The organism is Helicobacter bilis, from assembly GCF_900198365.1.
GTDB lineage: Bacteria > Campylobacterota > Campylobacteria > Campylobacterales > Helicobacteraceae > Helicobacter_A > Helicobacter_A bilis_B.
Genome location: NZ_FZMS01000001.1, coordinates 57,246 through 80,039, shown reverse-complemented (window position 1 = coordinate 80,039; position 22,794 = coordinate 57,246). Strand labels below are relative to the sequence as shown.

Below are 22,794 nucleotides of genomic sequence, written 5' to 3'. Positions count from 1 at the left end.
CATGAAAATAGCCATTGTCGAAGATGATATTAATATGCGAAAAAGCCTTGAATTCTTTTTTTCAGATTACAAAGACCTAAATATCGTAAGCTTTAAAAACCCAAAAGATGCGCTAAAATCCCTTGATGATAGCTTTGAGCTAGTCATCACAGACATTAATATGCCTCAAATGGATGGATTAGAGTTTCTAAGTAAATTAAATGGGCGATATGAAGCCATTGTCATTACAGGCAATGCTACGCTTAATAAAGCTATAGAATCTATCCGTCTTGGCGTAAAAGACTTTTTTCAAAAGCCATTTGAACCGCAAGAATTACTTGAAGCCATATATCGCACAAAAAAGTTAGTAGAATTTAATAAAAATCATAAGCAAACATCACAAAGCACAAAAAAGATTCTAAGCAAAGAAAAGCTTTTTAAATCAAGCTCAAAAAAGCTAGAAGAAGCAAAGACACTAGCCCTCCGTGCCGCCCCAACTGATGCAAGTGTGCTGCTACTTGGTGCAAGCGGTGTGGGCAAAGAAGTCTTTGCGCGTTTTATCCATGAAAACTCAAAGCGTAAAGACGCACCATTTCTAGCATTAAACATGGCTGCCATACCAGAAAATCTTTTAGAATCTGAACTCTTTGGCTATGAAAAAGGTGCATTTACAGACGCTACAACCCCGAAGCCAGGACTTTTAGAATCTGCACAAGGTGGAAGCATATTTTTAGATGAAATCGGTGAAATGCCTATGGGATTACAAGCAAAGCTACTACGAGCCTTGCAAGAGAGAGAAATCATGCGATTAGGCAGTGCAAAGCCCATAAAAATTGATGTGAGATTTATTGCTGCTACAAACGCAAACATACAAGAAAAAATCGCAAATCAAGAGTTTAGAGAAGATCTTTTCTTTAGACTACAAACCGTGCCTATTAAGATCCCACCATTAAGGGAACGCGCAGAAGAGATTCTGCCACTTGCCCTAAGCCATGTAGAAGAGGTTTGCACGCATTATGGCTTTCAGCAAAAGACTTTTAGTAAAGACGCACAAGAAAAAATGTTAGCATACACTTGGCCGGGTAACATACGAGAGCTTTTAAGTGTCGTTGAGAGATCATGTATTCTAAGCGAGGGCGATATTATAGAAGCAAATGATTTATACCTTGATGAACGAGAAAAGGGATTGTTTAACTAATTTTATTTTATTGCCCTGCTTTTTTGTAGATAAATGTTTTAAATACATATCACGCCTACAAAATTCCAAAGAACTTGTTTTTTATGATATTGGAACTAGATTCTGTAGTGTAGAGTATAAATATTGGAGATTTTATCTCTACTTTCAATGCACCCGAATCACTTTCTGTTAATGCGGATTAAACCTAGGCAAAGTATCCTGTGCTTCTCCCAAGCCATTTGCTTTGTCATACACAATGCGTGTAATAGGATAGGCAATATGAATATCATCTTCATTTAAAAATTTTTCTACTATTTCTTGGGCTATTACACTTTTTAGTTTCAGTGTGCCATAGGCGTAGTTTTGAAACCATACAGAAATATCCATACCATTTTCTTTTACAAAGTTAAATACGCGTGGATCGACATTTAATGCAGAGTGAGCTAGGGCGAATCTATCTCGCATTCTTTGCATTTGACTTCTTGTTTGTTCTGTATAAAGCTTTGCATGTGTGCTTGCGACTTCAAGGGCTATCTTTTTTGCCTTTGTGATATTAGAATCAAAAGTGATACACACAGACACACTATCCCATATATTTTTCAAATCCCCATAAGTGTAATTTGAGATTAGGTTTGTAAAAATGTAGTTATTTGGGATAAAGATAAGTCGTCCTGCACGATGATTTTCCCTATATGAAGTTTGTGTAATATCATCATAGATTGTAATGCGAAGCATAGATATATCTAGCACATCACCGATGAATACTTCATTTTCTTTCTTTACTCTGATTCTATCGCCAACATGTATGCTACCCCCAACGACAATCACAAGCCAGCCAAGTGTGCTCATAAACATGTCTTTCATGGCGATAGCCACACCAGCAGAAGCAAAACCTACCATTGCCACCGCATAAGTCGCATTATCGATATATGCAAATAGCAAAATGAGAAAAATAATCGTAATGTTAAAGACATTTATAACCTTGCTTGTAGTATAGGCTCTTTCATGGTGTTCTATATAGCGTTTTGCGATGAGTTTTAGGAAAAAGGCTATAACTATGCTAAGTAAGATTCCAATGCCAATGTAGATGAGTTTTAGAATCTGATTTTTGATTTGATATTCTAGGTTTGCTTCGATTTCATCGGCGTCTTTGTTGAATACATCTATTGTTGTTTCAAGGATATTTCTTGCACTCTGCAACTCGAGATTCTGTTCCTGTGTGATTGCTAGTGCATCTTTATAGGGCTTTTTTTCTGTATTGCTTATTTTTGTGTTTTGTGTGATTTCATTTAGGATTGTGCTTTTTTTGTCTATTATAGTGAGTAGTTTATCTAAATCTTGTTGATTGTGTTGCATATTTGCCTTTATGCTTGATATGTGTTTAATGTAGGAGAATGCGCTAAAGATTTCAAACGGATTTGTAAGTGTTGGTGCGGCCTCAAGCATGGGTTTATCAAGCAATTCTCCAAAGGGCTTTGTGCGATATTGCTCTAAGAGATTTTGCTGCTTTTTTAGTGTAACTAGTCTATGCGTCTTTTGTGCTTCAAGTGGGGCTAATAGGGCTTCTTTCTCAAGATCTGTTATTTCATTTGAAATATCGTGATAGCTTTTAAAATTTTCATATCTTTTCAGCCATATACTCTCTGTTTTATGCAATGCCATATCAAGCTGTTTTAACTGCTCTATGTAAGATTGTAATGTAGTATTTTTTGTTGTTACAAAATTTTTAGATTCAATAGAATCTTGTGTTAGTATGGAATCTGCCTGCGTCGCAAAAGCGTTTAGACCACACAAGATAAAAAATATAAAATACACAATCCTTACGCTATGCAAACTCATGCAATACCTCATAGAGAATTTGTTTGTCTATATCATTATGAATATCTGCTTTGATAGCCTCTTTTGATTCAAGTAAAACAAAATGGAGTTTAGAATCAAGACTTTTTTTATCATAGAAAAACGCATTATAAAAAGTATCTATATCTTTTATTTTATACTGCGTGGGTAGTCCCACTCTTTTAAGTAAATCATGGATAAAATCGCTAAGCCCACTTGACAATATACCAAGCTTAACTGAAAGCCTATTTGCCATGACAATCCCCATGCTAACTGCCTCCCCATGCAAAAACTCACTATATTCACTCTCTAATTCTATGGCATGACCAAAAGTGTGCCCATAATTTAGCAACGCCCTTAATCCATGCTTCTCTTTTTCATCTTGTGTTACAACACTAGCTTTTAACTCTATGCTTCTTTGGATATAAAACTCAATATCACGCATATTGAAATCTTGCAATAAAGCATACTCAAAACACGCAAAAATCTTTATAATCTCTGCTACACCCGCTAAAAACTCCCTCTCTGGCAGTGTGCGTAAAAATATAGTATCAACAAATACTTGTTTTGGCTGATGAAATAAGCCGATTAAGTTTTTACCATATTTATTATTTACCCCACATTTACCACCCACACTTGCATCAACCATAGCAAGCAAAGTAGTAGGAATGCTAATAAAATCAATCCCTCTTTGAAATATCCCACTAGCAAAGCCCACCATATCTGTAATCACACCACCACCAAGTGCTATCATTAAAGCATTTCTATGCAGTTTATGCGAAAAAGCAGATTCTAGAATCTTATCTATTGTTTGCATATTCTTATGTGTCTCACCATCATCGATAATACAAACATTCACACTTTTAGCTTTTATGATGGATAACACATATTCTAAATACAGATGCTCTAAATTTTTTGAAGTGATAAGAAGTATATTTTTATCTTCAAATTTTAATGATGATAATTTGCCTAATGTAACGGGGTATTTTTGTGATCCCGTATTTACTATAATGTTTTTTTTCATAGGTATTGCATTAACCTCCGCATATCATTGTGAAGAATAGTTTTGTCTTATATTGTAGCTTAAAATAAAATGATAGTGTTTAAAAATTATCCTTATGATGATATTTTGTTTCGATTTTATACATTATGTGAATTTTGTTTTATAGCTGTGCGTTATGCCCCATAAAGTTATGGAATCTAGTTTTAAATCATTAAGTTTTGATATAATGCTAACTTTTAGATTCTATCTAATTGGCAACTCATAGAATATTAAAGGATCAATATGGAGATTGTATCGCATTTTTCCCAACTCATCTATCAAGAAAAGATTCCAAACAATCTAGCAGATACACTAAAAAATCTAATAGACACACAAAAAGATACCCTACTCTCTCTACCACCAAAACTTCAAGCCCTAATCCTATCAACACATAGCACAAATATCAATCTCTATGAAAAAAGCGAGACTTTCCAATCCATTTACACACAATGTATGCCACAATATAAACTCGATATAGAATCTATAAAGTTACTACAATACGCACTTTTAAGCGTTGTAAATGCAGCGGAGTTAAAGCATTTAAAAGCACATATCCTGCGACTAAATGCAGCAGAATTAATCACAAATCAACACGCAAGAAGCCTTGCAAACTTTTGCACGCAAAGTGCATTCCAAGCACAGCAGGTAAAAGAAGAACATAAGATTCTAAACCTCAAAACACTCTCTATTGAGCTTTCACAGATTCTAAAACGACTACATGAGTTAAAACTCCATGATAAATACTACAATACCCTAAATACAATCTATACAAACGCACAAAATCATAAATTCTCAATAGGCATCACAGGCGTATTGAGTGCAGGTAAAAGCACATTTCTAAACGCCTTATTAGGCAAAGAAATACTAGGCAGCTCGACAATCCCAGAGACAGCAAATCTAACGATTCTAAAATACAAAGATACAGAATCTGCAGAAGTGTTTTTTTGGAATACAAACGAATGGGAGGAGCTTAAAAAAGCAGGGCAGTATGATAAGAGTTTGCAAAGCTTTGTGCTTGAGAGTGAGAGAATCTTTGGCGATAGACTTAGTAGCTACATAGCAGATACCACAAAGAGTGAAAGCATAACACTTGATAAACTAAGCACTTACACTTCCGCAAATCATGAAAGCAAACTATGCAATCTAGTGAAAGAAGTAGCCCTTTTTACCCCGCTAAAATTTTTGCAAAATGGCGTTGAAATCGTGGATACACCCGGGCTTGATGACCCCATAACAAAACGAGAAGAAATCACAAAAGACTATATCACACAATGTGATTTGCTTATCCATGTCATGAATGCAAGTTGTGTAGCAACCCAAATTGATATTGATTTCATTTTAGAATCTCTTTTAGAACAAAATATCTCAAGGCTACTTGTCGTGCTGACACGCATTGATTTAATCGGTGAAAAAGAGTTAGCCCAATCGCTTGAATACACAAAGACAAGCCTAGCCACTCAACTCAAAAAAGCAGAATATAGCGGCGATATAGATTCTATAATTGAGCGAATTGACTTTATCCCTGTTGCAAGTTTTTTAGCCCTTTTGCATAAGACAAACAGAGAAGAAGAGGCATTAAAGCAAGGCTTTTCACTTGAAAAAACGGGGATTTTAGCGGTTGAAGAGTATTTAGACAAAATGCTACTTGGTGAAAATAGTATGAAGCAAAAAGATATTTTATACCTTGCTTATCGTGGCTTTTTAAAGACAATAGAGCAATGCAGGGAAGAAATGCGTGTGGAATCTAGCCTTTTAAATGCCTCTGAAAACGAGCTAGAAGAGATGATTGCAAATCTAAAAAATGAGCAAAACAAGCTATCTTTACAGCTAGATTCTAAAAAGAAAGAGTTAAAAACAAAACAAGATGAAATGCAAGAGTTTCTAAGCGTATTGCAAAATAGTATGCAAAAAAGCCTAAAAAGGGAGCAAGAAAGACTGCAAACTAGAATCTTTGATGAAGCGACATATAGCTATACAAAAGGCACACAGGTAGATTCTAAACGGATAGAAGAGATTCTAGAATCTGGACTTAGCGATTGTTTTAGCGATGTAAGCAGGGATTTTAAATATAAACTTGCTAAAAAAATCACTCAAATATTACTTGATGAAAACACCGATATAAAGCAGCCAAAAGTTAGCTTTCACGCACCAAAAGAGCAAATCTCAAAGAGTGTTGCAACACTAAAAGATTCTATCCCTAAAGCTATTAGTAGCTGTGGTAAGGGAAAAGAGAATGAACTATCAATTAAACTACAAGAGATTTTTAACGAATCTTTTAATCTTTTCACACAAATCCTTATGGAAAAAAACAAAGAAGTAGAAACAAAATTTTTAGAATATTTTTCACAGATACTGCAAGCCCAAGAAGAGATTATACAAACACAAATCACAGAAAAAGATTCTATATTACAAGATACACTAGAAAAAAGAAAGCAAAACTATACACAAGAAATGCGAGATGCTATGCAGACAAAGCAAACAGAACTCACGCATATCGCAGAAGAGCTTGCCTATATCACACAAGCATTGAAATAGTTATTAGGGTAAGTTTAGAATCTTTTATAAATACCCACTGCCAATGCGGTGTAAAAATTTCTTCAAGTGTCCCACAGCATCTTATCGATACAAAAGATGTTAAATAGATTTTAATTTTTTACAATTTTGTTGCCATTAAGTATATAATTGTTTTGGCTTAGGTTATAAGATAACTTCTTGCGATTTAACATAAGTGAATATCTTAAGTTGTCATGTTTGGGATACTAGATTTCACAGAATCGGCATTCTAAACCTCGTCAAACCCATGCAAATGCGGTGCACACTTGGCATTGACATTTAGAATCTAAAAAATTACGCTCTGAGACCAATAGCCCAATATTAGTATCCAATCCCCTCCCCTTTTTTCTTACAGCAGGAGAAGCGGATAATGGTGTTGCTTCATTTATCGGCAATGAAGCTATGAAAAAATATAAAGATTTTATTTCCATTGATATGTTTGGTAATGCTTTTTATCATTCCTATGAAGCCACAGGAGATGACAATATTTATTTTTTTTATTAATGAGAAATTATCATTGTGTGTGAAATTGTTCCTTGTTGCGTGTATTAATAAACAGAAAAGTAAATTTTCTTATGGAAAACAATTTAGACAGCAAAATGCGGATTCTTTAACAATTATGCTTCCCATAGATTCTAAAGGTAATCCACACTATGAATTTATGGAATCTTTTATGAAAAACTTAGAGCAAAAGCATTTGCAAAAAATCTTAGCTTATTATACACATAAACTAGATTCTAGCGGGGGGGGGGGGGTAATACCCTTTGATTATAATGATTATTGCGCTTTTATAGAATCTAGTAGGCAAGATTCTGCTCTGCTTTGAATTTTGGATTTTGCTACACTTTACAAAATAAATAAGCCTTTTGGAGAAAAAAGCCCTTGCAAAGCACTCCAAAATAGTAACGAATTTAAGCAAAATGCCCCAAATTATAAGAAAGGCGACTATAATTTTCAAAAATAATACAAGAACATTTAGACACTGCCATAAAACACGCTAAAGCCATCAATCAACACAATAAGACGCAAAAACAAAGCCCATATACACAAGTGGTAAATCTTGTTGAGAGATTGAAACAATCGCAACAATTTTAAGGATTAAACAATGCAATGAATGGACTGATAGTTTTATACAACAATATGAAAGAGAAGGGGCTTGATCATAGCTTTTGGCTATATTCACAACAATATCAAACTATATGTATTCTTTGATATTGAAGCAAAACTTTTTGGGTTGTTGCTTATCAAACAACATTCGACCATTACACTATTGCTAGAAATCCATCAAGGTTTTGTTTTGAACGCTCACTTAGAGCGTGAAAAATATAATATTTTAAGAGAAATATTAGAGATAAAAAATGGTAGCAGCACTTCCTTTTCATTCTCATACATTTGTGCAGTATCAAAGAGTCTGTATCCAATATGCAAGGCATTTTGTATTATCTCTATGCTCTTTTGCCCACAAAGTCCATAAGTCCCAAGCCCAATGCCAGGTATCTTTACGCCATTATTTTAGAGTGATATATTGCATTGTTTTCCTTTTATATTAAAACAGCTTTGAATAGTATATCAAGAAGTCTTTAGATCTAACACTTGCTACAATGCAAAATGTTAGAAATTACTATTTAAAAAAGGGATATTACGCCAAGGCTATTTCAAAGTGTATTTAGTCAAAAAAATATTTACATGATTAATCTTTTAAAAACTCGTCGTAGTATAGAAAATAATCTTTGCTTTTGATGAGCGTGTATCTGGTAGATCATTGTCTCCACGAATCCAACCTTAGCTTGCAACATATTTTGAGAATCTGCATTTACTTCGCACTTATGCTTACAACCACCCCCTACATTCACACTCACAATCTTCTTGTATTTCAATAAATGGGAGTTGATATTTTTTGCATTGCTCTTTTAATGCGCCATGTTCTTTTATAAGCTGTTATTTATAACCCCATAAGTTTCCTTGCGTTTTTTCTATAACATTTTCTTTGAGTTTTATTGTATGATAACGCTTTGAAAAGATAAGAAAAGCACTTTTATGGGTGCAAAGGGCCTAGAATCTAGCAAGTTTCGCACATTTTTATGCAAGATAAAAAAAGCTACTCAATGAAATTCTTGAGAACCTTGATAAATATTATACAAATATCAAATAGGTTGCGTTTGACTTCTTTTTACGCATGGGAGAGTTTAGAATCGCAGGGGTTTATTGTCCCGCATTCTATCCTAAGCTAGTTTCGATCTTAATATTGCAGAGCACACTTTTTATTGAGAATCTAAATGGCTTTGCAAAAATCTTTGTCGTGTAGATTCTAAAGGTAAATTTTGCAATTACAAATTATGTTTCAAAATGATATAAAAATACATATCCGCAAGACTATATTTTTTACATAATGTAACATATAATTATTTATTCATTCAATTTATAGTCTATATTGTATTTGTTTATTATGATGACTTATATTCTCTAAAGTAGCCCTATATTGACAAAGCATATATTTACAAAGTGCTGCGATAGGGATACAACATATATACTTTTTTAAGGAGACATTATGGTCATTGGCTGTCCAAAGGAAATTAAAGTGCATGAATATCGCGTTGGTTTAACGCCATCAAATGTGCATGAATATAAAGAATCTGGACATAAAGTCCTTATCGAGCATGACGCTGGAAGTGCGATTGGCTTTAGTGATGAGGAATACCACAGGGCTGGTGCTACAATCGTTGATAAAGAAACATTATTTAAACAAAGCGATATGATTGTAAAGGTGAAAGAGCCTATTGAGAGTGAATATAGCTATTTCAAAGCAGGGCAGATTCTTTTTACTTATTTGCATTTAGCGGCTGATAGAAAACTAACAGATATGCTACTTGAAAAAAAGATTAATGCAGTGGCGTATGAGACGATTAAAGTGCGTAATGTATTGCCTTGTTTAGCCCCTATGAGTTCTATTGCTGGGCGACTTGCGGTGCTAGAATCTGCGAAGTATATCCAAAAAACTTTTGGTGGTAATGGAGTGCTTCTAAGTGGGATTCCGGGGACTCCAAAGGGTAAAATCACAATTATTGGTGCTGGTGTAGTAGGATTAAATGCAGCACAACTTGCAGTGGGAATTGGTGCAGATGTAACGATACTTGATATTGATACCGCTAGACTTGCGTATGTGGATCAAATGTTTAATATGCGTATTCATACACTTTTTAGCTCTCGTGCTAATTTACTTGCTAGTATCGCAGATTCTGATGCGGTGATTGGTGCAGTATTAATACCGGGTGCAAAAGCACCAAAACTTGTGAAAAAAGATGATTTACAATGTATGAAAACAGGAGCAATCCTTACAGATGTAGCAATCGATCAAGGCGGTTGTTTTGAGACTTCAAAGCCTACAACTCATAATGATCCCGTGTTTGATGTCGATGGGATATTACATTATTGCGTAGCAAATATGCCCGGGTCTGTGGCAAAAACTGCGACTTTAGCCCTAACAGATTCTACGCTTAACTTTGGTTTAAGCATAGCAAAGCTAGGTGTAAAAGAAGCAGCATTAAAAGACAATGGAATCTTAGAAGGGCTTAATACCTATAATGGTAAATGCACTTATAAAGGCGTGAGTGATGCCTTTGGTATCGCATATACTGATGCAAAAGATGCATTGTGCTAATTTTAAGCATGTTTTAAAATAAAATGAGATACAATGGCGATCGCCTTTCTGGTTAGCCCTATGCAATAGGCATTGTGAGCAACGCTTCAGGATGGGAACATAGCAGAGCACTTGCAATGTTTGTGTGCCATTGGTCCCTGGCTGGAAGGGTTTCTTTACTCCGTATTCAAACTTCTAGTTTAAAACTTGAAATTTAACTTATGTTAAACTCGGATTCTAACTTATGGCAATTTATAATAATATAATTCAGGGCGTAGATAAAAGCTTTAGTGTCTATAACGCCACTTATAAGCAAAGCTATCATTCAAAAAGTCTTGGGGCTTATACTGAGACGCTATTAAAGCATATTTATCCCGCATTATTCTTTCAGCAATATGGTAGTTTTTGTGATGAAAACACAAGAAAATCCTTTTTAACACAAGTGGATTCCATACAAAAATACTATAAAATCAACACAGATTTAACTCCACTGCAACACATTCTAAAAACCCTTACAGAATCTATACAAACACAGAATCTCACTCGCCCATTACGCATACTAGATATTTGCTTTGGACTTGGTTATAATGCTATGCTTAGTTTAAAATACTTTCAAACATGCGAGATTTACTCGCCAGAAAAAGACTATTTCTTGCAAGAACTTTATAATTTTCCATATCATAATATCCCGCAAAGCAAAACAATCCTACACGCACTTCATACACATTCACTCTATCAAAATGACACGCAAACACTTTATTATTTACATGGTGATGCTCTTGCTTATCTTTCAAGCTTTAACACAGGCTTTTTTGATATTGTATTTCAGGATGCTTTTAGTCAAGCCCATAATAAAGAGCTATGGGATGCAAAATATTTTCAAACACTCTATAACATTACAAAAACCCCATGCATTATCACAACTTATGCAAAGGCACGATCTGTGCTTGAAGCAGCACAAAAAGCAGGATTTAAGACGCTAAAATATGTATGGGGTAGCGTGTTTTATAAATAGATTCTAAAGGATATGTATGAAAAGTTTGATATTATTTTTGTGTGTAATGTTAAGCAACTTAAATGCACAAGAATTAATGAAACAAGAGTTAAGCACAAAGCAAGCACAAGAGATAATCAAAGAGTTTGAGCCATTTTTTAAGGAAGCTATGGCACAGAAATTAGAATCTTTTAAGTTAAAAAAAGATTCTATAACAGGGCTTTCATATATTGATTTTTGTGAATATCCACCAGATAGAAGCCTTGTCTTTGGGGCATTGGAGAATGGACGATTTAAGGGGGAAAAGATTGCTGACCTGCCATTTCCATGTGATGAGAGTAGTGGGGCTAGAAAATATTTTATCTACAATAAAGATATAGAGCAAAGTCTTATTACCTTAAAAAAGTTAAAATTTTTAGACTTTATTGCTAAAAATTTGCCACTAAAGAATGAGATTATACAAAGCGATAAAGGTAATATAACAACACTTTGGCAAAAAGATAACACAAAAAATAAAGACTTTAAACGACTATGGATTCTATATAGAAATGAAACATTAGGACAATCATGCACGATTATTTTTACACAAAAAGGTGCATATACAGAAGCAATACTGCAATATCTAAATTATCAATAATTCAAGATTTGGGCTAAATGATGCGCATGGTGTAATTTTGCTATTGCTTGAGATTTTGGAAACTTGGAAACATAGTATTTTTGCATGTATAAGCAAGAAACCGCCCATGCAAAATGAAGTCAAAACACCCCGCTAGATTCTAAAACATTATTATTTTTTATGTGTATATGTTGCTTAGATTATTCTTTGAGAATCTAAATTCAGCATAAGTGTAAGGATAAAGTCTTTGGCAGAATATAACTCTATCGTAGTGGGGACATAGCATAAATATACTTGTTTTTAGAAAGATTTTAATCTATAATTCCAGCATGGAGTATAGATATGAAGCATGATTCAGATTCTTTTTTTATGCGTATTGCACTAGATTATGCGTGGAGTTTTCAGGCATTGACGCTGCCAAATCCTTGTGTTGGGTCGCTTGTGCTTTGTGATAATACAATAATTGCACTGCAAGCACACAAAAAGGCTGGCACTCCACATGCCGAAGTGCTTGCATGCAAAGAAGCATTTTTGTATAAAATTACACATGATGAAGCAGCTAAAATAGCAGTTTTAGAATCTTGTAAAAAGCAGGGGTTAAATAAAGATAATAATTTATCGTATATTATAAATACATTACAAAATATGCAAGATTCTAAACATATACATGAATTTATCACAGCTTATCATAGTGGTATATTTCATAATTGCGAATTTTTTGTAACACTGGAACCATGCAATCATTATGGCAAAACACCACCTTGTGCCAAGCTTTTAGAGACAATAGCACCAAAACGAATTATTATCGCTCATGAGGATAGCACACCAAATGCAAGTGGTGGGGCTAACACATTGGCACATATTCCCATTACACATGGAATCTTAAGAGATGAAGCACATAAACTTCTTTTCCCTTTTTTGCAATGGCAGAAAAAGCAAAGTTTCACTTTGTTTAAAATCGCACATAGATTGCATGGTGATTATAAAAATGGCGTTATTAGCAATGAAGATTCTAGAATCTTTACGCATAATATGCGTTGCATTGCTGACTACATTATTATATCTGGGGCTACCTTGAGAGAGGATAATCCGCTGCTTGATACGCGTTTTTCGCTGCCATTTTATCAACAAGATTCTATAAATCCAAAGATTTTAATCTTAAGTAAAACTATGCAAGAAAAGGATCTCAAAAACTATAATATAGCCCATAGAAATGTATCTATTATTCGATCTGTTAGGGAGATTCCAAGTAGTGGGTTTAAGATTATTGAGGGGGGATTTGCATTTCTTAATTCATTGCTGCAAGATATAGAGACAGAGAATGCCATGCCAATTGATTGCATTATGGGTTATATTGCCCCTGCCTTTAATCTAGATGAAGATATAGTGCATAAAGCTATGATAGAGTCTAATAGAAATGAAAACAAGATTCAATACACACTAGCACATACAACTACACTGACAGATTTTTGGTTGCAAAAGACAAATAAAACGATAAGGGGTAATGAAACTATGGCAAACATCTTGTATTACCTATTCGCTACATAGATAATACAAAGATTATATGCAAGACCTTTGCAATAGCTACATGCCAAGCATACTAATGACTTTATCTAAAAATCCATATTTTGCTGCGATGCTAAAGAGTGTAGCAAATAAATACACAAGAATAATGGTGATCTTTGCTCCCCAATTAGTCAGTATAGGCGGACATACCCATGTTGCTTCATGGTCGCCATTTTTACGCGCATTCTGTAAAATAAGTATGGGGAAAAAGCTAAGGATTAAAGCACCCACAACACCGGGCCAATATAATGCTTGGTCTATAGAATCAATGAGTTGCAATAGCACGATAGCTAAAGGTGGAACGGCTACAAATAGCAAGATAACAAAGCGTAAAGTGAGATTATTGTCTGCATCTTTATTAATCTGGTCGGCAATGTTTGTAACAAACATACCGCCAAGCCCCCAATATGAAGTAAGCACAGCAAATAAACCAAAGAGATTAGCAATCAAAAACGCCCAATCACCAATAGCCTTACCCCAAGAGATTGTAACAACATCTGAAATATTTCGTAATCCTTCTAATACAATAGCAGAAAGTGGCACAAGGGCAAGCAGGGCAAAAGTGATAAAGTTGCCAAGCACGATGGCTTTTGGTAGCATTTCTGGTTTATGTGAAAAGCCTCTCGCCATTTCTGGCACTATATATTGTGAAGAATATACAAATACCACCGTGTTAAAGATAGGTAAAATAGCAACTAAATCCCAGTGCATTTCAAGCGCATTACTAAAATTAAGTTCTGCTTTAAAAAAAGTCGCTATAACAAGTGCTACAAGGATGCCAAACATTATACCAATAATTTGCTTTTCCCCCCTTCCTATTGCTTTTAATCCAAGCCATAGCACACCTGAAGCTGGGATAAAAAATAAAATACTACCCCATTTCTCCGGGATATCAAAGATTTTATTTATGATTCTACCTGCTGCGGCTTCATAGGCGATTAATGCTCCAATAGCAGTAACTGCTACAGAGATAAACATAAGATATTTTGCTACTGGTCCTATATAGCGGACAGAAAGTCCTGTAAGTTGTAAATGTGCTTTTGTCCGCAATGTAGCTTCAGCTATATAAAGCATAGTAATAGTTGAAAGAATGCCGCCAACAATAAGCCAAAATAAAAGTGGAAAAAATCCCGCACCCTTTGCGGTATTGGCTATACTCAAGATTCCAATACCTATATTTGTCCCAACAAGCATTGCTACACCTTCAAGGAAAGTAAGCTTTTTTGTCTTTGGATGTCCTTTGAGTTCGGCGATAAATTCCTGTTTAGCGTCTTTTAATTTCAATATATGCTCCTCTAATTTTCTTAAATTTTGACTACAAACGAGCGTAGCGGTAAGTTTGTGTTGCATTAAGTTCAATGCAGTAACAATAGCTGTCTATAAGCTATGCTAGGATATATCAAATATTAATCCTAAACTGAATATGAGAATGCACCGCCACATTCAGCTATTATAGACAGATACTTGCGACAAAATATTGTGCCTATATTGCAAGTATATAAGGGGTAATGTTTTCTAATTACCCAAATTTACACACATATATTTAATTTCAAGGTAATCGTCTATACCATATTTTGAGCCTTCTCTACCCAAACCGCTTTGTTTCACACCGCCAAATGGTGCTACTTCAGTTGAGATAATACCCGTATTAATACCAACGATACCATATTCTAACGCTTCGCCGACACGCCATTGCCTTGCGGCATTATTTGTGTAAAGATATGCTGCTAAACCAAATTCAGTATTATTCGCCATAGATATGACTTCTTCTTCTGTGTCAAATTTAAAGAGTGGAGCTAATGGACCAAAAGTCTCTTCTCTTGCTACTGCCATTTCTTTTGTAACACCAGTTAGAATTGTCGGCTCAAAAAAGCTTAATCCTTTAGAATGCGGCTTACCACCACTTAGCACTTTCGCACCTTTGCTTGTCGCATCAGCAATATGTTCTTCTACTTTTGCAACAGCTTTTGTGTCAATGAGAGGACCTTGCGTTGTGCCAGATTCTAAACCATTGCCAACTTGTAGTTTTTCCACTTCTTGTTTTAGGGCTTGTGCTACCTTATCATAGATTCCACTTTGCACATAGATTCTATTCGCACAAACGCAAGTTTGTCCGCTATTGCGGAATTTTGATGCAAGCATACCTTTGACTGCTTCATCAACATTTGCATCATCAAATACTATAAATGGTGCATTGCCGCCTAACTCTAATGAAAGCTTTTTAATCGTATTCGCACTTTGAGCCATAAGCGTTCTGCCTACTTCTGTTGAACCTGTGAAAGTGATCTTTCTTACAATATCAGATTCACAAAGCACTTTGCTAATCATGCTTGCCTTACCTGTTACAACTTGTAATAAATCTTTTGGAATCCCAGCTTTATACGCAAGCACTAAAAGCGCATACGCACTTAAAGGCGTTTGCGTAGCAGGTTTTACAATCATAGAGCAACCACTAGCTAAAGCTGGTGCTACCTTTCTTGTAATCATAGCGGAAGGGAAATTCCACGGAGTGATCGCTCCACAAACACCAATAGGTTGTTTTAATACAAGCAACTTTTGATTTTGCTGTGCAGATTGTAAAATATCACCATCAATGCGTCTGCACTCTTCAGCAAACCAGCGAATAAAGTTAGCCGCATACACTATTTCACCACTTGCTTCAGCTAAAGGCTTGCCCATCTCTTGTGTGAGAATCTCAGCTAATGCTTGTTTATGCTCTAGCATTAAGTCATACCATTTTAAAAGGATATTTGCTCTCTCCACTGCTAAAAGGGCTGCCCATTTTTTCTGTGCGACTTGAGATTTTGTGATAATATCTTGGAGTTCTTGCTCTTTTATGTCATACACAAACGCTAAGTCTTCACCTGTTGCGGGGTTATTAACCGCTATGAATCCATCTTTTTTACTTTGTGAAACAAACTCATGTCCCAAAAGTGCTAAATGTTGTGTGTTTAAACTCATTTTACCGCCTCCGCAATAACTTCTTTAAGGATATTTAATGCCTTGTCAAACTGCTCTTGCGGAATAGTAAGCGGATAAAGGAAGCGAATAACATTTCCATAGCTACCACAAGTAAGTAGTAATAAGCCCTTAGGCATAGCAAGTGTTTGCACTTTTTTAGCAATATCACTGCTTGGTTCATTGTTTTTGAAGAATTCAACTGCTACCATAGAGCCTACTTGACGCACTTCAGCGATCTCTTTATGTCCTAAACCTTGTAAGAAAGTCTTTAGTTGCTCTCCAAGTTTATTTGATCTATCAAGAAGTTTTTCTTCTTTTATGATATTTAATACTTCAAGTCCAGCTGCAGTTGCAAGAGGGCTACCAGCATAAGTTCCACCCATACCACCAGCACTTACAGAATCCATAACTTCAGCTTTACCTACGATACCAGAGATAGGGAATCCACCGCCAAGACTTTTCGCCATACAGATAATATCGGGTGAAACACTATGATATTCCATCGCAAACATTTTACCTGTCCTACCAAAGCCTGTTTGCACCTCATCAGCGATTAATACAATGCCATATTTATCCGCAAACGCACGCAAACCTTCAACAAACTCTTTGGGCGCAGGATTAAACCCACCTTCACCTTGCACTGGCTCAAAAATGATAGCTGCAACATCATAAGGCGATATAGAGCTTTTGCAAATGTGATCAAGGCTTTTTAGCGCATCTTCTACACTGATATTATGGAGCTTATTTGGATAGAGACCATGATAGATTCCAACCATACCGATACCAAGTTCTGCTTTATAAGGCACAACTTTACCTGTCATACCTACTGCTGCTGCAGTCCTACCATGAAAGCTACCGCCAAAAGCGATAATACCATATCGCTTTGTCTTTGCTTTTGCCACTTTAATGGCATTTTCAGTCGCCTCTCCACCTGTGGTAAAAAAGCAAGTTTTCTTCTTGCCGCTAATTGGTGCCAACTCATTAATTTTTTCTGCTAACGCGATATAGCTTTCATAAGGTGTTACCTGATATGCTGTATGTGTAAAACGATCGAGCTGTTTTTTTACAGCTTCAATTATTCGTGGATGACGATGTCCAACATTAAGTACCGCGATACCAGCAGCAAAGTCGATATACTCTTTACCATTTGTATCCCAAAGTGTCGCATTTTCTGCTTTTTCTACAAACCAATCGCACAATACGCTAATGCCCTTTGGTGTTGCTTCCTCTCTGCGTTTCATTAAATCACTCATAGAATCCATCCTTAATATCAAAATCATAAAATTCATCTTGGCTTGCAAAATGTATGGCTAAAATGTAACACAACAAAAAGGAAAAAATATAAAAAGTATATAATGTTTTGTGTTTTCATTGCCTAATGATTACTTTTTTACACATTTTTGAGTTTCTTAATAGAATCTGGTTTTGCTAAATAAACTTTGGGAAATATAATGAAATTTCAAAACACAGAAAATAAAAGGCTTATTTGTGATGATAGACATGCGATTGCATAAGTGTTTGATAGGCAGATTTTATAAAAATTATCTTGATTTTATAAAACTTGATGACAACAAATTATATGTTACTTAAATACATACAAATAAAATACTATTGTATATTTAAGTAACATGATTAAAAGTATCTTAGGGAAATTATTATACACTAAAAGAGCAAAAATCTCTGAGTATTTAAATTATATTTACATGATTAAATGAAGTTTTTGATTCTATGCTTAATGTCATTATAAGACTTACATTGCAAGTCGTGGCAATCTATGCTGTTTTATGTATTGCGTTCTATGTTTTTTATCCAAGATACATTTTAGGGTTTAGATTCTAAATGAAGAAACTTATCCATGCAAATACACACGGATAAGTTTATAACATATTGGAGGGGGGGGGGGGGGTAATCGCGTTAAATGATAACACCCAAACTCATAAAACAAGTTATAAGTTAAAAGTCAATAAAAGTCTTAAATAAAAGCTTAAGCGCCAACAGACTTCCACTCAAGTGGAAACACAAGACATACATCTTTAGAGATATTATCAGAATCTCTTAATGCTGGGAAATCATTACTTGCACGATTGAATGTCTTCGTAACTTCTTGTTGCACCACCTCATCGCTTAATCCATCTGTTTTTTGTAAAATTTCAATATTGCTAAGTTCTACTTCCTTGCCGCTTAGACATACCTTTGCTAATGCTTTTGCACCATAGCCATTTATGACCCATTCTTGTGGATAACGCATCGCATTTTTCATAATGTAGTGATACAAAGCATAGTTTTGCACACTCTGATTTTCCTTTGCGTGTCGCTCCATGCTATAAGGGAACTTATCCCACTTTTTCTCACTAATCTTTTTTGCCGCATTATCAGCAAGCATTGCTAAAACAATATCCATTTGTTACCTCCTTTCAACTGCTTAAAATATTCCTTACTGCTTCAAGCTTAAGAGTGTGTTTAGAATCTGATCTGATGTCGTAATAGCTTTTGAGTTTGCTTGGAAGCCTCTTTGCACGACAATTAATTGTGTTAAAGCTCTACTTAAATCCACATTACTCATCTCAAGCTTAGACCCACTCACGCCGCCTCTTCGTCCCGTGTTTGCTGCACCTATGATTGGCTCACCGCTATTGCCTGTTTCAGAGAAGATATTGTTTCCTTCTGCTTGTAAACCTGCACTATTTGCAAAGTTTGCTAAACCAACTTGTGCTAATGCTAGAGTTTTACCATTGCTAAATGCACCAAGCAAAGCACCATTTGCATCAAATCGCACATCCATTAAGTCCCCAGCGTTATAGCCATTTTGTGCTATGTTATAGGTTTCTGAACGCTTATCTACGCTTGTTAAGCCATCAAAAGTTTGATTTTTACCAAAGTTTAACTCAATTCTTTGTGGAGATTCAGCACCATTTTTTGGATCAAACTGCAACATAGGCGGATTCATACCTGCTAAGCTACCATCATTATTAAATGATACTCTACCACCCTCAAACATGTTTGGATTATCCGCACTACCACCTATAAATTGTGCTGGTTCTGGCACGATAGCTCTAAATGTCCATTCCTTACCACCACTTTTTATAAACTCAAATCGTATAGTATGCTTTGTGCCTAAAGTATCAAATAAATCAACACTTGTAGCATGTCTTGCATGTGTGAATTTACCACTTGCTACGCTTGAGCCACCCTCAATAAGTGAAGCTGTATTTAACGCACGCATTGCATCACGCAATAATATATTGCTTGATACTTGCCCTGAGCTATATGCACTTGCCATAATTTGTAAGTTATCTGTTACACCATCATCATTATCTTTGTTTGAAATCTCAAACATACCAAAGCGATTAAGCGTAACGCTTACACTTGCTGTGCTATCTTTATATTCTTTACCCGGGCTTTTTATCATATTTGCATCATATTGCATTAATGCGCGTAAATCTTCTGTTGTTTTAAACTGCCCTGTTGTAGAATCTGGGTCATTTGACTTTGTATAGCGATAGCGGAATGCTGTGATGTCTTTATCACCTTCTACAAAGTTTGCAAATGCACCTGTCCCACTTTTTGTAACGATGATGTTTTTTGTGTTCTCATCGCCATCCATTTCATTGCGGTTTTCAAGTCGTAATTGTCCATTATCTACATACGCTTCAATACCTGTTTTATCGCGCACTGCATTAATCGCTGACACTGCTGCTGCAAGTGTGCTTGTGCCAGAAAGTCCAGAATCATTTGTAAAGCTTACTTTTTGTCCGTTAAGATACAATACGCTTGGTTCTTTTGTAGTAACTACATTATTTACAAGGCGTGAAGTCTTATAACTCATCCAAAAGCCTTGATTTTCATTTAACGCAAAAGAGTCACCATCAGCATTAAATAACGCACCAAAATCCTCTGCCATTTGAGTAAGATTCCCTTTAGAATCATACTTTGGACTAATGCCATCAGCGGCAGTATAAGTTGTAGAATCTAGAGCAGAAACATTTACCACATCATCTACATGTCTTCCTGCACTAAGGTTTGCTCTAAGTGTTACCTTGCTTGTAGGGCGTGCAGGCATAACCATACCGGGATCAATTTGAATGCTTTCAAGTGGTCCTGTATTATCTACCTTGAAAAATTCATTATCAGTCATTGTAGAGCCAGAACCCTGATCGATTGGCGGTCTATTCCAACCTTGCACTACATAACCACCATTTGTTACGAGATTCCCTTTTGCATCAAACAAAAACTCACCATCTCTAGTATAGTTTTTTGTCTCACCCCTATCTCTACTGATGATAAAAAAGCCATCTCCCTCAATAGCCAAATCAGTCTTTACATCTGTATTTTGTGTATTACCTTGCGAGAAAACCTTTGTTGTCGCATTTACACCAACACCCATACCAACTGAAAAGTCGTTTTGCCCTCCAAGTCCATTTTTATAGGGCGAAGTAGCAATTTGTTTTACTTGAGAAAGCATATCTACAAAAGATGCACGAGAATATTTAAAACCAACCGTATTCACATTGGCAATGTTATTACTCTCTACATCTAATGCAACTTGGTGAGCTTGAAGCCCACTCACACCTGACCATAATGAGCGTAGCATAGAAATCCTTTACAATAATTGAAATTTTGATATGTGAAGCAAATAGAGTTCCAAAAATATAGACACTTTTGGTTATATGTGCGAACTGTGTTGCATATCGCTTGCGTTTTGGCTATAATTCACACACAAATATTACGATAGGAAACAGTATGGGTTTTAAAGATTCTAGGAGCCTTAAGATACTTAAACGCGAGGGAATATATAGGTCGTGCATATATGTTTTGAGAAAATCAAAGTTATTGCCAGCACTTAACAAATTATTTGTCCCCTGCTTATTATATGTGTATCCAAAAATAGCATTGAGCGCTAAACAATATCCAACTTTTATTATTTTGAAAAACAGATTTATTAACAATTATAAAGAAATGATTATTGCCAATCCTATATTTTTCGCAAAGAATCTTAAGAAACACATAGAGTGGTTAGAATCTGATACTTTTAAGAAAGAATATATAGATACAATCACGCAAAAATATAATATAAAGTTTGATAGCATGCATGATTTTATCAATTTCACCCCCCCCCCCCCCACAAATAGTCAAACTACACAAAACAATCAATCTTTAATAAATTCCATCCAATATCCGCCACTCATAAATCCAAGGCATATTAATTACGACACTACATATAGCGGTTTGGCATGGGCACTGAATTTACCTTTGCCAAACAATTATAAGTTTGTGCGGGTTGCTTCGCATGGTGTTGGTGTAAATTCAACAACTAGAATGTTTGAAGCTTTGGGTGTTGTTGAGATTCTTACGGAAGACTTTCATCAAAAGCTCGGCGTGGAATCTTATAAAATCTATTTTGAGGAGTTGCAATACAATAAGTATGATTACAACTTCCTTACCATAATCGAATACGACATTAATCGATGTGTAGATCCTGATGGTTATCATAAATTTCTCCATCTAATTCAGGCAAATGTGCCAGTCTTGTGTCAAATGCGTGATCCAATTGGATTAATAAGACATATGCTAAATAGAAATTTTGTGTTTAAACAACATGAAAAAATTAATCTTACTAGCGATTATCACGAAATAACAAAATATCTCAATCGAGATGATTTTACAATTAATGATATATCAAATCGTTTTTTATTTGGTTATGGCAGAATATTTCCTCAAAACGCCCTAGTATCTTTAATCAAGCATTCCTATGTCCGCTATATAGATACGAAAGAAATTAGTACTGACACAGCATTTGAAACCTTTAAAAAACTCTCAAAAGAGTTTGGTTTCAAAAAACCAACAAAAGAATGCAAAAAGCCTTTTACCACCAATGTTTTTACGGGTAATCTTTTGATGATATTGCCCATTTATCTCTATGTTGATGCTGAAGATATAGATAACATATATTCAAAGCATAATGAAACAAACAATGGGAATGCAACAATAAATGAAAATGCGTATTTAATCACCATAGATTTTCCAAAAAACACCGATGAGATTGACATAAGCCCACAAGTTTGTAGCGGAATTAATCACACCTTTAGCATTTATATAAAAAAAGATAAGTATGAATCGCTTTGTGCTGACAAAAAATTACATGAAGCAGTTTTTGCATATTTAACCGAATTAATAAGCGAGATTGATTTTGAGGTAAAAAGGGCAGATAAAAACCTTGTAAGAGAAAAAGATATACTAGAATATTTACGACACAACAAGGAAGAAAGACAAAAGCTAAAAGCCATACTAGACCCAAACTTAACGCATATTAAGAAGCATAGACCAGACATTGTAAATAACTGGGAATATTATATGGAATTTGAAGAAATGTGCAAACAAGACAATGTGGTTACTAAGTAAATCTCAAGCAATTGCCAAGGCCGTATCATGCCTT

General features: G+C 35.2%; 17 protein-coding genes and 1 other RNA gene. 10 read left to right on the top strand and 8 right to left on the bottom strand.

The features are described 5' to 3' along the window. The first annotated feature begins 1 nt into the window (after position 1). A complete protein-coding gene (locus tag C6H08_RS00425; RefSeq protein ID WP_034580228.1) occupies positions 2-1,177 on the top strand; it encodes a sigma-54-dependent transcriptional regulator in 1,176 nt (391 codons plus the stop codon). A 168-nt stretch (positions 1,178-1,345) separates the two neighbouring features. On the opposite strand, the gene C6H08_RS00420 is transcribed toward C6H08_RS00425, so the two are convergent. After that, positions 1,346-2,995 carry a mechanosensitive ion channel domain-containing protein gene (locus C6H08_RS00420; protein WP_034563611.1) on the bottom strand — a complete coding sequence of 550 codons (1,650 nt, stop codon included), beginning with the start codon at positions 2,993-2,995 and terminating at the stop codon, positions 1,346-1,348. Continuing rightward, positions 2,982-4,016 (bottom strand): 3-dehydroquinate synthase, encoded by a 1,035-nt coding sequence (aroB, locus tag C6H08_RS00415; protein ID WP_034563613.1) that lies wholly within the window; start codon positions 4,014-4,016, stop codon positions 2,982-2,984. The genes C6H08_RS00420 and aroB overlap by 14 nt, the downstream gene beginning before the upstream one ends. A 261-nt stretch (positions 4,017-4,277) precedes the next feature. On the opposite strand from aroB, the gene C6H08_RS00410 reads away from it, so the two are divergent. Both C6H08_RS00410 and C6H08_RS00400 read left to right on the top strand, forming a co-directional pair. Then, entirely contained in the window at positions 4,278-6,569 is a 2,292-nt protein-coding gene (locus C6H08_RS00410) for a dynamin family protein (RefSeq protein WP_034580227.1), read from the top strand. 496 nt (positions 6,570-7,065) lie between these two features. After that, entirely contained in the window at positions 7,066-7,413 is a 348-nt protein-coding gene (locus tag C6H08_RS00400; protein WP_138154533.1) for a hypothetical protein, read from the top strand. Between the two features lie 479 nt (positions 7,414-7,892). Here the strand turns inward: C6H08_RS00400 and C6H08_RS12385 are convergent, their stop codons facing one another. Further along, positions 7,893-8,027, bottom strand: a complete 135-nt coding sequence (locus C6H08_RS12385; protein WP_324761504.1) for a hypothetical protein — start codon at positions 8,025-8,027, stop codon at positions 7,893-7,895. A gap of 665 nt (positions 8,028-8,692) precedes the next feature. Between C6H08_RS12385 and C6H08_RS12220 the strand changes: the two genes are divergently transcribed. The 6 genes from C6H08_RS12220 to ribD all read left to right on the top strand — a co-directional run bounded on the left by C6H08_RS12220 (position 8,693) and on the right by ribD (position 13,382). Beyond that, positions 8,693-8,818 carry a hypothetical protein gene (locus C6H08_RS12220; RefSeq protein WP_267892845.1) on the top strand — a complete coding sequence of 42 codons (126 nt, stop codon included), beginning with the start codon at positions 8,693-8,695 and terminating at the stop codon, positions 8,816-8,818. Positions 8,819-9,135: 317 nt separating this feature from the next. Further along, positions 9,136-10,245: an alanine dehydrogenase gene (gene ald, locus C6H08_RS00385; RefSeq protein ID WP_034580124.1), complete on the top strand. Its 1,110-nt coding sequence runs from the start codon at positions 9,136-9,138 to the stop codon at positions 10,243-10,245. Between the two features lie 49 nt (positions 10,246-10,294). Beyond that, an RNA gene (ffs, locus tag C6H08_RS00380) (signal recognition particle sRNA small type) lies at positions 10,295-10,392 on the top strand. Positions 10,393-10,468: 76 nt separating this feature from the next. After that, the gene (locus tag C6H08_RS00375) at positions 10,469-11,239 is read left to right on the top strand and encodes an MnmC family methyltransferase (protein ID WP_034580125.1); all 771 of its coding nucleotides are present in this window, start codon (positions 10,469-10,471) and stop codon (positions 11,237-11,239) included. Between the two features lie 16 nt (positions 11,240-11,255). Then, on the top strand, positions 11,256-11,855 hold the full coding sequence (locus C6H08_RS00370; RefSeq protein ID WP_034580126.1) for a hypothetical protein: 600 nt from the start codon (positions 11,256-11,258) through the stop codon (positions 11,853-11,855). A gap of 321 nt (positions 11,856-12,176) precedes the next feature. After that, a complete protein-coding gene (ribD, locus tag C6H08_RS00365) occupies positions 12,177-13,382 on the top strand; it encodes a bifunctional diaminohydroxyphosphoribosylaminopyrimidine deaminase/5-amino-6-(5-phosphoribosylamino)uracil reductase RibD (protein WP_052092782.1) in 1,206 nt (401 codons plus the stop codon). Positions 13,383-13,418: 36 nt separating this feature from the next. On the opposite strand, the gene C6H08_RS00360 is transcribed toward ribD, so the two are convergent. The 5 genes from C6H08_RS00360 to flgE form a co-directional block, all read right to left on the bottom strand. Continuing rightward, positions 13,419-14,684 carry an aromatic amino acid transport family protein gene (locus C6H08_RS00360; RefSeq protein ID WP_104686059.1) on the bottom strand — a complete coding sequence of 422 codons (1,266 nt, stop codon included), beginning with the start codon at positions 14,682-14,684 and terminating at the stop codon, positions 13,419-13,421. 231 nt (positions 14,685-14,915) lie between these two features. Beyond that, the gene (locus tag C6H08_RS00355) at positions 14,916-16,361 is read right to left on the bottom strand and encodes an NAD-dependent succinate-semialdehyde dehydrogenase (RefSeq protein WP_034563461.1); all 1,446 of its coding nucleotides are present in this window, start codon (positions 16,359-16,361) and stop codon (positions 14,916-14,918) included. Beyond that, positions 16,358-17,614: a 4-aminobutyrate--2-oxoglutarate transaminase gene (gene gabT / locus C6H08_RS00350; RefSeq protein ID WP_034563463.1), complete on the bottom strand. Its 1,257-nt coding sequence runs from the start codon at positions 17,612-17,614 to the stop codon at positions 16,358-16,360. The genes C6H08_RS00355 and gabT overlap by 4 nt, the downstream gene beginning before the upstream one ends. 731 nt (positions 17,615-18,345) lie before the next feature. Then, the gene (locus tag C6H08_RS00345) at positions 18,346-18,762 is read right to left on the bottom strand and encodes a hypothetical protein (protein ID WP_034580127.1); all 417 of its coding nucleotides are present in this window, start codon (positions 18,760-18,762) and stop codon (positions 18,346-18,348) included. 33 nt (positions 18,763-18,795) lie between these two features. Next, positions 18,796-20,952, bottom strand: coding sequence for a flagellar hook protein FlgE (gene flgE / locus C6H08_RS00340; RefSeq protein WP_034580128.1), 2,157 nt, complete (start codon positions 20,950-20,952; stop codon positions 18,796-18,798). Positions 20,953-21,317: 365 nt separating this feature from the next. Between flgE and C6H08_RS00335 the strand changes: the two genes are divergently transcribed. Further along, entirely contained in the window at positions 21,318-22,760 is a 1,443-nt protein-coding gene (locus tag C6H08_RS00335; protein WP_158656776.1) for a DUF2972 domain-containing protein, read from the top strand. Positions 22,761-22,794 lie beyond the last annotated feature (34 nt).

Excerpts from the sequence above, each read along its gene's own strand:
- C6H08_RS00425 (WP_034580228.1), top strand. The coding sequence starts at position 2 with ATGAAAATAGCCATTGTCGAAGATGATATTAATATGCGAAAAAGCCTT.
- C6H08_RS00420 (WP_034563611.1), bottom strand. The coding sequence starts at position 2,995 with ATGAGTTTGCATAGCGTAAGGATTGTGTATTTTATATTTTTTATCTTG.
- aroB (WP_034563613.1), bottom strand. The coding sequence starts at position 4,016 with ATGAAAAAAAACATTATAGTAAATACGGGATCACAAAAATACCCCGTT.
- C6H08_RS00410 (WP_034580227.1), top strand. The coding sequence starts at position 4,278 with ATGGAGATTGTATCGCATTTTTCCCAACTCATCTATCAAGAAAAGATT.
- C6H08_RS00400 (WP_138154533.1), top strand. The coding sequence starts at position 7,066 with ATGACAATATTTATTTTTTTTATTAATGAGAAATTATCATTGTGTGTG.
- C6H08_RS12220 (WP_267892845.1), top strand. The coding sequence starts at position 8,693 with ATGAAATTCTTGAGAACCTTGATAAATATTATACAAATATCAAATAGG.
- ald (WP_034580124.1), top strand. The coding sequence starts at position 9,136 with ATGGTCATTGGCTGTCCAAAGGAAATTAAAGTGCATGAATATCGCGTT.
- C6H08_RS00375 (WP_034580125.1), top strand. The coding sequence starts at position 10,469 with ATGGCAATTTATAATAATATAATTCAGGGCGTAGATAAAAGCTTTAGT.
- C6H08_RS00370 (WP_034580126.1), top strand. The coding sequence starts at position 11,256 with ATGAAAAGTTTGATATTATTTTTGTGTGTAATGTTAAGCAACTTAAAT.
- ribD (WP_052092782.1), top strand. The coding sequence starts at position 12,177 with ATGAAGCATGATTCAGATTCTTTTTTTATGCGTATTGCACTAGATTAT.
- C6H08_RS00355 (WP_034563461.1), bottom strand. The coding sequence starts at position 16,361 with ATGAGTTTAAACACACAACATTTAGCACTTTTGGGACATGAGTTTGTT.
- gabT (WP_034563463.1), bottom strand. The coding sequence starts at position 17,614 with ATGAGTGATTTAATGAAACGCAGAGAGGAAGCAACACCAAAGGGCATT.
- C6H08_RS00345 (WP_034580127.1), bottom strand. The coding sequence starts at position 18,762 with ATGGATATTGTTTTAGCAATGCTTGCTGATAATGCGGCAAAAAAGATT.
- flgE (WP_034580128.1), bottom strand. The coding sequence starts at position 20,952 with ATGCTACGCTCATTATGGTCAGGTGTGAGTGGGCTTCAAGCTCACCAA.
- C6H08_RS00335 (WP_158656776.1), top strand. The coding sequence starts at position 21,318 with ATGATTATTGCCAATCCTATATTTTTCGCAAAGAATCTTAAGAAACAC.